Origin of the sequence: Polynucleobacter sp. JS-JIR-II-b4 (assembly GCF_018687815.1) — a bacterium.
GTDB lineage: Bacteria > Pseudomonadota > Gammaproteobacteria > Burkholderiales > Burkholderiaceae > Polynucleobacter.
The window spans coordinates 2,006,171-2,019,242 of the sequence record NZ_CP061306.1 but is presented as its reverse complement, the minus strand read 5'-3'; the positions used below and the strand labels follow the sequence as shown (position 1 = coordinate 2,019,242).

The following is a 13,072-nucleotide window of genomic DNA, read 5'->3' as shown; positions in this document are numbered from 1 at the left end:
CACAAGCAACAAAAACGTGGAAAAGCTGTGGATAACTTGTGAATAATAGAAAAATCTCTATTTAAATTAATGATTTAAGAGAAATTTCACTAAAAATAGAGAAAAACACCTACATATTCATCAAGATCGATTGACCTTTTGCTCTGCAACAAGGAAAATACTTGGTTTTCCAGGGATAGAACATGAAAAGAACTTACCAACCCTCAGTAACTCGTCGCAAGCGTACACACGGCTTCCGTATTCGCATGAAAACCAAAAGCGGACGCGCAGTTTTAAATGCTCGTCGTGCAAAAGGCCGCAAGCGTTTGGCTGTGTAATTTAGCCATTGAATAGCGCAAGGATTTCTGAATTACTTAAAGCACGCCCCAAGACAAGTTTGTATTGGGGCATGTATGTTGCATCCACTCAAGAGGGCGTCAAGCCTGACTTGGGGGTTGCGGTAGCAAAGAAGTTGGCCAAAAGAGCGGTTGATCGAAACCGCCTAAAGCGGATGATTCGCGAATTGGTTTGGACGGCTCAAGCCAAAACATTAAATAAAGATGTTGTGGTCAAGCTCAAAAAACCAATCGGTCGCGAAACTCGGGGCAGACTCAGAAAAAAAGAAAAAGAAATTTTGCGCTCTCAAATTTCGGGGCTGCTTTAGGTGCGCGCCTTAAATAATGCGGCAATTAAGTTGGTAAAAATATATCAACTAGCTTTAAGCCCTTATTTAGGTATGCACTGCAAGTATGTGCCCAGCTGTTCGCAATATGCATGTGACTGCTTTAGTCATTACGGATTTATTAAAAGCTTTGGCCTAACGGCGTGGCGTATTTTGCGCTGCAACCCGTTGTCACACGGCGGTTATGATCCTGCTGTAAAAGATACAAAACACCAACTTAAGTGAATGTAAATGGACTTTAAAAAAACAATTCTTTGGGCAGTATTCTCGATGTCGGGTCTCATGCTCTACAACAATTGGCAGGTTCATGAAGGCAAGCCATCCTTGTTTGGTGGCGCCCCAGCGAACTCCCCGGCTGTTGCTGACAAGGCCACAACGGGAGGCAAAGTTGATGTCCCTATGCAAGCCGCAGGTGCGCCGGCAGTTGCCGTAACGCCAGTGGTTAGTGGTGGCACCATAGAAGGTGCAGAAAAGTTTACACTCCAAAATGATGTGTTGGTATTGGAAATTAGTGCCAGCGGAGCAAATGTAATTGATGCTAAGTTATTAAAAGAATTAACTGCTGAGAAAAATCCAGTAGAGCTTTTTCAATACACGCCAACACACAAATATTTTGCACGGTCTGGTTTAATTTCTTTAAACAATAACGACCTTCCAAATCACACAAGCACCTTTAAATTAGTACAGTCAGGAAAAGATGGTTCAGGTAGACCGTTTGCAGTATTTGCCAGCGAACGTAACGGCGTCAAACTTGAAAAAACATTCATCCTAAATCCTGGTAGCTATGTAGTAGATGTTGGCCATCGCGTCACACAAACAACAAACAACCCAAACCCTCTTGTTTTGTACACAGAAATTGTGCGCGACGCTTCACAAGAGCAAAAAATCGGCCCATTTGGCGGCGCCTTCTCAGCCAGCACATTTACTGGACCGGCCGCCTACACAGATAAAGAAAAATTTAATAAGCTGGAGTTCTCAGCGATAGATAAAAACAAGATCACCATCCCAACGCAAGTTGCTGCTGGTGAGCCAGCTTGGATCGCCATGGTTCAGCACTACTTTGCGAGCGCCTGGATTCCGGGCGACAAAGATGCACGGGATATTTATGCTGGAAGAATAGACAACGGCTTGTATCGAATTGGTATGCAAACACCCCTAGGTGTTGTTGCCCCAGGAGCAACTGTTGTAGAAAAAGCCAGATTATTTGTGGGACCTCAAGAAGAAAAGGTTTTGGAGACGATTGCTCCAGGCTTTGAATTGCTCAAGGACTACGGTTATCTGACTATTATTGCTAAACCCATTTTCTGGTTGCTTGAAAAAATTCATGGTTATGTTGGCAACTGGGGTTGGTCCATCATCCTGTTGACCATCTTAATTAAGCTGGTGTTCTTCCCCCTATCTGCTGCAAGTTATAAGTCAATGGCCCGCATGAAGGAAGTGCAGCCGCGCTTGGCGGCCATGAAGGAGCAGTACAAGGGCGAGCCACAAAAACTCAATCAAGCCATGATGGAGATGTACCGCAAGGAAAAAATTAACCCGTTGGGTGGATGCCTGCCGGTTGTGATTCAGATCCCTGTGTTTATCTCGTTGTATTGGGTATTGTTGTCATCGGTTGAGATGCGTGGCGCACCATGGGTTTTGTGGATTCATGATCTCTCGGTGCCTGACCCGTATTACATTCTGCCGGTCATTATGGCTGTCTCTATGTTTGTGCAAACGAAGTTGAACCCAACGCCTCCAGATCCAATTCAGGCGAAGGTGATGATGTACATGCCGATCGTCTTTTCAATCATGTTCTTTTTCTTCCCTGCGGGCTTGGTTTTATATTGGGTTACTAATAACCTTCTATCGATTGCTCAACAGTGGCAGATTAATCAGATGTTTGGAAAAAAGCCCGCTAAGTAATTTGAGCGCGGCATAACTCGCTTGCAATAAATAGACAGCAATGATGACAAGAAAATTGCCCATCATTGCTATTGCAACCGCGCCCGGCAAGGCGGGCGTCGGGGTTATTCGCATCAGTGGAAAAAATTTGAGCGCTTTGTCGAGCGCATTATTTCAAAAAAACCTTCCTCCAAGACAAGTAAATCTATTAACGCTCTGTGATGAGAATGGCCAAGCCATTGATCAGCTCATTGCAATTCATTTCGTTGGACCAGCTTCTTTTACGGGTGAAGATGTTTTAGAGCTTCAGTGTCACGGTGGCCCACAACTTCTTGAGTTGGTGATGAAACGCTGTTTAGAGTTGGGCAAATCCGAGGGACTTGTCATTGCAGAGCCGGGCGAATTTACCCTGCGTGCCTATCTCAACAACAAAATTGATTTAACCCAGGCTGAGGCTATTGCAGATTTAATTGACGCGCAAAGCGAGGCGGCTGTTCGCGGCGCAGCTCGTTCTTTGCAGGGTGCTTTTTCTGACGACATCAATAATCTCATTGAAGAAATTACCCAACTCAGGATTTTGGTTGAGTCGACCTTAGATTTTCCAGAGGAAGAAATTGAGTTTCTAGAAAATGCTCAGGCACGTCAGCGCTTGACCGCGGTTAAAGAAAAGTTACAAGCTTTACGTGCGGGCGCTAAGCAGGGAAAAATTTTGCGCGATGGAATTCAGCTGGTATTAGCCGGAGCGCCCAATGTGGGGAAAAGCTCTTTGCTTAATCGCTTGGCCGGTGAAGAGGTCGCCATTGTTACCCCTATTGCCGGGACAACTCGAGACCGGGTTAAAGAAAGCATCACCATTGACGGTGTGCCCATGCATATTATTGATACAGCTGGTCTGCGCGAAACAACGGATGTTGTAGAGGCAAAAGGCATTGAAAGATCGTGGGATGCCATTCGTTTGGCAGACATAGTGATTTTTTTGACTGATGCTCAGTCGGCCGCCCAACAGGACGACCTAAAAACTCAGATTTTGAGGGAATTACCGCCTAAATGCGCCGTGCTTGAGCTTGTGAATAAGGTTGATTTGCTCCAAGAACCATCAAAAACTGCGCCCAGTGAAGTTTTGCTGATTTCCGCCAAAACTGGAGAGGGAATTGAGGGGTTAAAACAGAAGATTCTGGAGCTTGTGGGTTGGGCTGGACCCCAGGAGGGCGCTATTTTGGCTCGTAGAAGACATTTAGACTGCATAGAGCGCGCGGCTGAACATATTGAAAAATCAGAAGAATTCGCTGCAAATGGCAACAATTCTCTCGAATTATTTGCAGAAGAGCTCTCTTTAGCCCAAAGACACTTGGGGGAAATTACCGGAAAACTGCTTCCAGACGACCTTTTGGGGAAAATCTTCAGCCAATTCTGCATTGGTAAGTAAAGGGTTTGTGCTGTGTCTGGCCCACACAGCAAATGTGACCGAAATGTTAAAATCGTCGGATTAAAAAATTTAATCTTCATAGGGAAACATATGACTTCAACTACCAGCGGCCAAATTAATGTGAATGCGCCAGCTTACGTAAAAAACAAGCGTCTAATTGAGTGGGTTGGCGAAGTGGCAGCTCTTACCAAGCCTGACGCCATTCGTTGGTGTGATGGCTCACAAGCTGAATACGACGAATTGTGCGAGTTGTTGGTGAGTGCTGGTGTATTTAAGCGCCTTAACCCTGCTAAGCGTAAAAACTCATTTTTAGCTTTGTCTGATCCTGAGGATGTGGCGCGTGTCGAAGATCGCACCTTCATCTGCTCAGCAAAGAAAGAAGATGCTGGTCCAACTAACAATTGGGTAGAGCCAAGCGAAATGCGCGCAACATTGAATCCATTGTTTGATGGTTGTATGCGCGGTAGAACCATGTATGTAGTGCCCTTCTCTATGGGCCCAATTGGTTCGCCAATCGCACACATTGGTGTCGAGTTGTCTGATAGCCCTTATGTGGCGATCAATATGAAGTTGATGACTCGCATGGGTAAAGCGGTAATCGATCAGCTTGGCGCTGACGGCGAGTTTGTTCCTTGTATTCACACTGTGGGCAAGCCTTTGGCTGCTGGTGAAAAAGACGTCGCATGGCCAAACAACAAAAACAAATACATTGTTCACTACCCAGAAACACGTGAGATTTGGTCTTTCGGTTCAGGCTACGGCGGCAATGCATTGTTAGGTAAAAAATGTTTTGCATTACGCATCGCCTCCAATATGGGTCGCGATCAGGGTTGGCTGGCTGAGCATATGCTGATCTTGGGCGTAACTTCACCCGAAGGTAAAAAATATCACATCGCAGCCGCATTCCCATCTGCGTGTGGCAAAACCAACTTCTCCATGATGATTCCTCCAAAGGGATTCGAGGGTTGGAAAGTTACCACTATTGGTGATGACATTGCTTGGATCAAGCCACGCAAAGATGCCGTTACTGGCAAAACTCGTTTGTTTGCAATTAACCCAGAGTCTGGCTACTTCGGCGTAGCTCCTGGAACTAACCGCCAAACAAATCAAAACTGTATCGACTCTCTCAATCAAGATGTGATCTTTACAAACGTTGGTTTGACTGATGACGGTGATGTTTGGTGGGAAGGTTTGACAGAAACTCCACCAGCACATTTGATTGACTGGCAAGGCAAAGACTGGACTCCAGCCGATGGGGCTGCTGGCCGTAAAGCCGCGCATCCAAACTCACGCTTTACTGTTGCGGCGACTAACAACCCAGCGGTTGATCCAAATTGGGATGATCCCGCAGGCGTTCCTATTGATGCATTCTTGTTTGGCGGCCGCCGTTCAAATACCGTACCTTTGGTTAGCGAGGCACGTGATTGGGTTGAGGGCGTTTACATGGCTGCAACATTGGGCTCTGAAACCACCGCAGCCATTACAGGTCAAATCGGCGTTGTACGTCGCGACCCATTTGCAATGATTGCATTTGCTGGTTACAACATGAGCGACTACTTCCAACATTGGCTCAATATTGGTAAGAAGCTCGAATCTGAAGGCGCAGTATTGCCAAAGATCTATTGCGTGAACTGGTTCCGCAAAGATGAGAATGGCAAGTTTGTATGGCCAGGCTTCGGTGAAAACATGCGTGTTCTTTCTTGGATTTTGGGCCGCGCAGAAGGTAAGGCAAGCGGCAAAGAAACCCCATTTGGTATTACTCCAGAGTACACAGATATGCATTGGGGTGGTCTCGACTATTCCGCAGAAAAGTTTACTAAAGCAATCACCGTTGGAATTGATGATTGGAAGAATGAGCTTAAGCTGCACACAGAATTGTTCGAGCACCTTGGCGATCGCTTGCCAAAAGAGATGAAAGAAACTCGCTCCAAGATCGAACAACGCCTGAATGCTTAAGCTTCATAAGCTGATAGCAGCATCAATCGTTTTATCAATACTTAATCAATGACCAAACCCCAACACCATGAAATAGTGGTGATTGGGGCAGGCATTTGTGGGGCAACCATTGCAAATGAGTTGCTCGAGCGTGGCAAAGCTGTTTGTATTATTGACGCCGCTCCATCTCCGGCCACCGCCTGTTCAAGCCATGCTTATGCCATTGCACATCCGCATATTGGCAAGGGCGCCCCCCGTTTATTGCGTCTAACGCGCCTTGCATTTCTTCTGGCCGAGGCACGCTGGAAAAATATGTGGCAGCAATACGGGATATTTCAGCCGACCAAAAAAGATAAAACCTTTGATCGAGCTGCAACAGAAGAGCATTTGCGTTCACTGAATCTTGATGAAGATATGGCTATTGCCATGGATGCTCAAGAGGCTAAACGGTTTTGTGGAATTGAACAAAGCGGCGTTTGGTTGCCGCGTGGCGCTGGTTTAAATTTGCATGAAACAAGCAAGGGGTTGTTACACGAACAACAGCGATTAACTTGTGTGTGGAGCACGCGCATCGCGCGCTTAGAGGAGCTCAGCGATCAGTGGCATTTATTTGATGCCTCAAACAATCTGATTATGACTGCAAATCAAGTTGTAGTGGCCTGCGCCATTGAAGCAAAAGATCTTATGAATAGTATCGGTATTCGTTTGCCCTTAAGGCCGGTGCGCGGTCAGTTGAGCATTTTCACGGTTCGGCAAAATGACCCTTGGATCAAAAAATTACCCCAGGTTGGCATCTCTGGAGATGGATATTGTTTGCCTGCCAAGCAACTTGATGATGGTAGCTATCAATGGATTGTTGGCTCTAGTTTTGATGAGGGTGAGGATGACCTCTCACCAAGAGAAATCAGTGATGACTTCAATCGTGAGCAAGCTAAGCGCTTAGTGGATTACGAAGAAGGAAATCTTTCGTCGTTGATAAAGTCTGGAGATTTTGTTGGTGTGCGTTGTGTTGCTGGAGATCGTTTACCAATCATCGGCGCACTTCCTCAGCGCCCAGGAATATTTTTAGCTACTGCCTTGGGATCGAGAGGAATTTTGTGGTCCGCCCTAGCGGCTAAGCTGATTACGGCTCAGCTACTAGATGATGACTTTGCTTTGCTTGCACGCTTAGGTTTTGCTGCAGACTTAGTCGCTGCACTTGCGCCCGCTCGTTTCTTTGCGGGAGCAGCGCCTTCAGCCTTAGGTGCTTTAGCCTCAAATTCAAAGCCAATTTTGCCAGCAGAATCTAGCGCTAAATAGGCCTTAAAGCCACGCCCAGTGCGGTTCGACTTAAAGTTAGTTAGAAGATCTGTTTTGCCCTCTTTCAGTAACTTTTGAACCTGTTCTGGCGAGACCTCTTGTTGTAGAACTACTTTTCCGGTTTTGAAATCACATGATTTATTGGGGCCAGTATTGTTTTCACAAACATAACGCATGCCATCTTCATATACTGCGCCCGAACACTTTGGACAAACGCCTAGCGCTAGACGGCCCGTGAAATCGACGGCTTCAGTCTCATCATCTTGCGTGTTGCCAAAATCAAACTCAAGTTTGAAGCCCGCATTTGGATAATCTTTGTCATCCTCTGGAATTTCGCTTAATTTAATAATGGCTGCAAATGGGCGTCCCATTTTGCTGCGGAAACCTTGTAGTGGACCGATGGTTTTTTCACGCAACAACTCTTCAACTTCAGGATATTCAAATGCGCGCCCACCAGGTGTTTTGCTGATCGTAAAGCCGCACTTTTCACAGGCAAAACGTCGATAGTTTTCCTTTACCGGACCCTTACAGTGTGGGCATGGCGTGGTCATGGTGGCGTAGTCGCCTGGAATGGTATCGCTGTCATATTCTTTGGCACGCTTGACGATGCGCTGAGTCATTTGCGCGATCTCTTGCATGAAAGTATCGCGATTCATCTTGCCTTGCTCTATGAGAGAAAGTTTGTTCTCCCAGCTACCAGTGAGATCGGGGCGAGTTAACTCTTCAACATCTAAGCCGCGCAACAAAGTCATCAGTTGGAATGCTTTTGCAGTTGGAATCAGTTCACGAGCTTCGCGCACCATGTATTTTTCAGCAAGCAGGCCTTCGATGATGGCGGCTCGAGTTGCTGGTGTACCCAATCCCTTTTCAGCCATCGCTTCGCGCATGTCATCATCATCAACCCACTTACCCGCACTTTCCATTGCGGAGAGTAAGGTTGCTTCTGTATAGCGTGCTGGCGGCTTGGTTTTCAATGGCACTGCTGCAATAGACTCAGTTTGTACAGCCTCACCCTCTTGGACGGGAACGAGTTCATCGTCTGCTTGATTGGATTTGCCGTAAACCGTTAGCCAACCAGGGTTTACAAGCACACGACCTTCGGTTTTAAAGTGGTGTCCGGACGCCTCGGAAATGCGTGTGGTCACACGGAACTCTGCGGCAGGATAAAACACGGCTAAGAAGCGGCGCACAACCAAGTCGTAGAGCTTGGCTTCGGGCTCGCTTAAAGTTTTAGGCGTTTCTAATGTTGGGATGATCGCAAAGTGATCAGAAATTTTAGAGTTATCAAAAATTCGTTTGTTTGGCTTTACCCAACCATAGCCCGCTTTGGCCTTAGGATCCTTTGGGTCACCCTTCAAAATTTGTTTAGCAAAAGCACGATAGTCTTGTGAATGCTCAGCAAGGTTCTCCATGGTTTGTTTAACGGTATCGAGGTAGTCCTCAGGAAGCGCTTTTGCGTCGGTACGTGGATAGGTTAATACTTTGTGGCGCTCATATAGAGCCTGTGCAAGACCTAATGTATTTTTTGCAGAGAATCCAAAACGCGCGTTCGCTTCACGTTGTAAGCTCGTTAAATCAAATAGCTGAGGAGCAAGCTGTGTAGCAGGCTTGGCTTCTTCAGTCACGCTTGCTTTTTTGCCGCGGCATGCAGCCACAATACTTTGAGCTGCAGCCTCACTCCATAGGCGGTTCTCGCGCGCGTCGGGCTCGGCAGCATCCTTTTTGAATTTAGGGTCAAACCAGCGGCCTTCATACACGCCAGCAGCAGCGATAAATTCAGCCTTCACTTCCCAGTAATCTTTAGAGATGAACTTGCGAATGAGCTCTTCGCGCTCCACCACAATAGAAAGTGTTGGAGTCTGCACACGACCTACAGTCGTTAAGAAGAAGCCGCCGCTCTTGCTATTAAAGGCTGTCATTGCGCGCGTGCCATTGATGCCGACCAACCAGTCAGCCTCCGAGCGACAACGAGCCGCATCAGCAAGAGGCTTCATGTCTTCATCGCTGCGTAAATTGGTAAAGCCTTCGCGAATGGCGGCGGGGGTCATCGATTGGAGCCATAAGCGCTTAATAGATTGCGATGCTTTTGCGTGTTGCGCAATCAAGCGGAAAATTAATTCACCCTCACGCCCCGCGTCACAAGCATTAATGAGGGCAGTTACATCTTTGCGCTTAATGAGTTTTTGTAAAACTTTGAGGCGTGATTCTGTTTTTACAATCGGACGCAAATCAAAATAAGGAGGCACCACCGGTAAATTGGCAAACGACCATTTGCCACGTTTCACATCAAATTCTTCAGGGGCGGCAATTTCCAATAAATGGCCAACCGCGGAAGAGATTAGGAATTCATCGCTCTCAAAATAATCTTCGTACTTCGTAAAGCCGCCCAAGGCTTTGGCAATGTCATTGGCAACAGAAGGCTTCTCCGCAATGATGAGCGCCTTAGGGTGGTCCCCGGCGGTAGTCTTTGAGCTGCTTTTTTTGGTAGTTGCTTTAGTTGCCACGCGTTTTGCCTAAATTTGAGCTAGAAATGATGGTTTTTGGGATAAAACGGATGGCCAATTTAAACCAAAATCGGGCTTGGCCAATTGCATACCCCTTTTTTATTATTAACCGATAAATTAGGAAAAGTCCAAAAACGCCTATTTTTGGCCAGTTTTGGGCGGGCAGAAGTTCCCAGTTTTCAGATAAAAATCCCTTTCTAGGCCATTTAAATGCTGTTTTTGCTTAAAAAAGAAAACTCTTCAAGAACATCATCTGGTTTAAAGGCTAGTTTTGCACCTTGCTGAATAAGTAGATGGCAGCCGGCAGAATTGGTGTTGTGGATGGGCCCGGGAAGGGCGAAAACCTCCCTTCCAAGGTCTGCGGCCAGGCGGGCTGTAATGAGAGAGCCCGACTTTTCAGCCGCCTCTATAACAACGACACCAATAGCTAGGGCGGCAATAATGCGATTTCTTCTTGGAAAGTGCCATGCTTTAGGCCCCGAGCCTAGGGGAAGCTCAGATACCAATAGCCCCTGTTGGCTGATGGCACGAGATAGTTCGATATTTTGACGGGGATAGACGACATCTATGCCTGTTCCCAATATTGCCGCAGTGCAGTGATTGGGTCCAAGCTCAATGACCGCCTGATGGGCGGCGCTGTCGACCCCCTTTGCTAGGCCAGAAACGATCAAGGCGCCCGCTTTCGATAATGCTTGGGCAAACAGGCCTGCATTTTTTAAGCCTTCAGGGCTGGCGTTTCTAGAGCCTACGATCGCAATCACGGGCCTCTTCAGAAGATGAATGTCCCCATATATATAAAGACATCCCGGGGGATCATATAAATCATGGAGGCGAATTGGGTAATAAGGGCTCTTGCGATCGATTTGGAGAATGGCATTAGGCGTGGAGGATGTTTGCATAAATCAATTTTGTTCTTTGGGGGAATTGCGACAATCAGGACAGACTGATAGCTCTGTTGGATAATTCTTATATGGCTTTATTACCCGTCCTTTGTTATCCAGACCCCCGCTTGCACAAGGTTGCCAAACCTGTTGCGCAAGTGGATGCGCGCATTAAAAAAATTGTCGCCGATATGGCGGACACCATGTATGACGCCCCCGGTGTTGGCTTGGCAGCAACGCAGGTAGATATTCATGAGCGCATCGTGGTAATTGATGTGTCTGATGAACAAAACGAATTGATGGTTTTTATCAACCCAGAAATTATTTGGTCCAGCTCTGAAACAAAATCTTGGCGCGAAGGTTGTTTATCTGTTCCAGAGTTTTATGACGAGGTTGAGAGACCATCTGAAATTCGAGTAAAGGCTTTAAACGTTGACGGTAAAGAATTCGAAATAGAGGCTGATGGTTTGTTGGCAGTTTGTTTGCAGCACGAGTTAGATCATTTGCAAGGAAAAGTGTTTGTTGAGTATTTATCAATACTTAAAAGAACTCGTATCTCACAAAAAATGAAAAAGCGCGCTAAAGAATTAGTGGGTCAGCGCTAAGCGCACTAATGAAAATCGTTTTTGCTGGAACTCCTGAGTTTGCTGCGCAAGCGATGCGCGCAATTTACGATGCTGGTCATGAAATTGTTTTGGCTTTAACGCAGCCCGATCGCCGCGCTGGCAGGGGCATGCACCTTCAGGCAAGCCCAGTAAAAGAGTTTGCTTTGCAAAAAAATATTCCTGTGCTGCAACCGGAAACATTAAGACGCACAAGCACCGATTCGCAGAAGCAGGCGCAGGCACAAGCTGCATACGAGCGCCTATCTTCAGCGGACTTTGACGTCATGGTGGTGGTTGCCTATGGCCTGATCTTGCCCCAAGAGATCTTGGATATTAGCGAGAGAGCAGGAAGACATGGCAGCTTTAATATTCACGCTTCTCTGTTGCCCCGTTGGCGTGGTGCAGCACCAATTCAGCGAGCAATTGAAGCGGGCGATTCCAAAACAGGCGTTTGCATTATGCAAATGGATGTTGGCTTGGATACCGGAGATACTGTTTTAGTTGCGGACCTTGAAATTGCTCGCGATGAAACGAGTGCCAGCTTGCATGATCGGTTGGCGCAGCTTGGCTCGAAATCCATTGTGGATGTTTTAAATTCCTTAGACCAAGCCAAAGATTTATCTCGGGTACCGCAAGCGAAAGACGGCATTATCTACGCTGAAAAAATACTGAAGAATGAGGCAGGGATCGATTGGGCTCTAAGTGCCAAAGAAATCGATCATCGTATTCGGGCTTTTAATCCTTTCCCGGGGGCAAGTAGCAATTTGAATGGACTGGCGGTGAAGTTTTGGAATTCAAGGCTTGCAGACCCTAAAGCTGTAAGCTCCAGCGGTACTGTAGGCGAGGTGCTTGGGTTAAGTAATAAGGGCACATATATTCAGTGTGGTGAAGGAGTGCTTGAGGTCTTGGAGATGCAAAAACCAGGCGGCAAAAAAATAGATGCCAAAACGTGTTTGCAGTCGATTGGTGATAGTAAAAAATTGTTGCGCTTTCAAACAAAGGAGTAGAAATGTTTAATTTTGCAAAGACTGCTGTTTTGATGGCAGCAATTACTGCACTCTTTATTGTGGTTGGTGGTATGTTGGGTGGTGAGCAGGGTATGTTGATGGCTTTACTGCTGGCTGTTGGCATGAATTTTTTCAGCTATTGGTTTTCTGACACCATGGTGCTGAAGATGACTAATGCACAGCAGGTTGACGAAAGATCTGCCCCCCAGTTTTATGGGCTCGTTAAAGAGTTGTCGGAGAAGGCTGGCTTACCGATGCCTAAAGTATTTTTAATTAATGAGGATGCTCCTAATGCTTTTGCAACGGGGCGCAATCCAGACAATGCCTCAGTTGCTGCAACCACCGGCATTCTGAAAATTCTCTCGAATCGTGAATTACGTGGCGTGATGGCGCATGAGCTTGCCCACGTTCGCCATCGTGATATTTTGATTTCGACTATCGCCGCCACTATGGCTGGGGCCATTTCAGCATTGGCTAACTTTGCCATGTTCTTTGGTGGCCGCGATTCTGAGGGTAGACCCAATAATCCAATAGCCAGCTTGATGGTGGCAATTTTGGCTCCGATCGCAGCAAGCTTGATTCAAATGAGTATTTCTCGCGCAAGAGAATATGAGGCAGATCGCGGCGGTGCCGAAATAAGCGCTGATCCTGAGGCGCTAGCACAGGCATTAGAAAAAATTCACAACTATGCACAAGGCATCCCATTTCAAGCAGTTGAACAGCATCCTGAAACAGCGCAGATGATGATTCTCAACCCTTTGAGTACCGGCGGCCTCGCACAACTTTTTTCAACCCATCCGCCTACTGAAGAGCGGGTGGCACGCTTAATGAGTATGGCTAAAAACGGGGTTTATCCCGGAGCAAATTAAT

11 protein-coding genes and 1 pseudogene are annotated in these 13,072 nt (G+C 46.7%); 10 read left to right on the top strand and 2 right to left on the bottom strand.

The window, feature by feature from the left end:
• Positions 1-182: 182 nt before the first annotated feature.
• The 7 genes and pseudogenes from rpmH to mnmC all read left to right on the top strand — a co-directional run.
• Positions 183-317 carry a 50S ribosomal protein L34 gene (gene rpmH, locus ICV90_RS10260; RefSeq protein WP_011903922.1) on the top strand — a complete coding sequence of 45 codons (135 nt, stop codon included), beginning with the start codon at positions 183-185 and terminating at the stop codon, positions 315-317.
• Positions 318-325: 8 nt separating this feature from the next.
• Positions 326-643: a ribonuclease P protein component gene (gene rnpA, locus ICV90_RS10255; RefSeq protein ID WP_251367740.1), complete on the top strand. Its 318-nt coding sequence runs from the start codon at positions 326-328 to the stop codon at positions 641-643.
• Positions 644-886, top strand: a complete 243-nt coding sequence (yidD, locus tag ICV90_RS10250; protein WP_215358802.1) for a membrane protein insertion efficiency factor YidD — start codon at positions 644-646, stop codon at positions 884-886.
• 6 nt (positions 887-892) lie between these two features.
• The gene (gene yidC / locus ICV90_RS10245; protein ID WP_215358801.1) at positions 893-2,566 is read left to right on the top strand and encodes a membrane protein insertase YidC; all 1,674 of its coding nucleotides are present in this window, start codon (positions 893-895) and stop codon (positions 2,564-2,566) included.
• Between the two features lie 43 nt (positions 2,567-2,609).
• Positions 2,610-3,971 (top strand): tRNA uridine-5-carboxymethylaminomethyl(34) synthesis GTPase MnmE, encoded by a 1,362-nt coding sequence (mnmE, locus tag ICV90_RS10240; protein WP_215360494.1) that lies wholly within the window; start codon positions 2,610-2,612, stop codon positions 3,969-3,971.
• Between the two features lie 90 nt (positions 3,972-4,061).
• Complete coding sequence (locus ICV90_RS10235) at positions 4,062-5,927, top strand: phosphoenolpyruvate carboxykinase (GTP) (RefSeq protein ID WP_215358800.1); 1,866 nt, start codon at positions 4,062-4,064, stop codon at positions 5,925-5,927.
• Positions 5,928-5,975: 48 nt separating this feature from the next.
• Positions 5,976-7,064: pseudogene (mnmC, locus tag ICV90_RS10320) on the top strand (FAD-dependent 5-carboxymethylaminomethyl-2-thiouridine(34) oxidoreductase MnmC); the annotation flags it as partial.
• Here mnmC and ICV90_RS10230 read toward each other — a convergent pair.
• Together ICV90_RS10230 and dprA are read right to left on the bottom strand one after the other, a co-directional pair.
• Positions 7,037-9,709, bottom strand: coding sequence for a DNA topoisomerase III (locus ICV90_RS10230; RefSeq protein WP_215358799.1), 2,673 nt, complete (start codon positions 9,707-9,709; stop codon positions 7,037-7,039). The pseudogene mnmC and the gene ICV90_RS10230 sit on opposite strands and share 28 nt — an antisense overlap.
• Positions 9,710-9,915: 206 nt before the next feature.
• Positions 9,916-10,608 (bottom strand): DNA-processing protein DprA, encoded by a 693-nt coding sequence (dprA, locus tag ICV90_RS10225; protein ID WP_215358798.1) that lies wholly within the window; start codon positions 10,606-10,608, stop codon positions 9,916-9,918.
• A gap of 71 nt (positions 10,609-10,679) precedes the next feature.
• Here dprA and def point away from each other — a divergent pair, with 71 nt between their 5' ends.
• From def to htpX, 3 genes are read left to right on the top strand one after another with little or no spacing between them, the layout of a single operon-like run.
• The gene (gene def, locus ICV90_RS10220; RefSeq protein WP_215358797.1) at positions 10,680-11,195 is read left to right on the top strand and encodes a peptide deformylase; all 516 of its coding nucleotides are present in this window, start codon (positions 10,680-10,682) and stop codon (positions 11,193-11,195) included.
• A gap of 8 nt (positions 11,196-11,203) precedes the next feature.
• Entirely contained in the window at positions 11,204-12,202 is a 999-nt protein-coding gene (gene fmt, locus ICV90_RS10215; protein WP_215358796.1) for a methionyl-tRNA formyltransferase, read from the top strand.
• 2 nt (positions 12,203-12,204) lie between these two features.
• Complete coding sequence (htpX, locus tag ICV90_RS10210; protein ID WP_215358795.1) at positions 12,205-13,071, top strand: zinc metalloprotease HtpX; 867 nt, start codon at positions 12,205-12,207, stop codon at positions 13,069-13,071.
• Position 13,072: the final 1 nt, after the last annotated feature.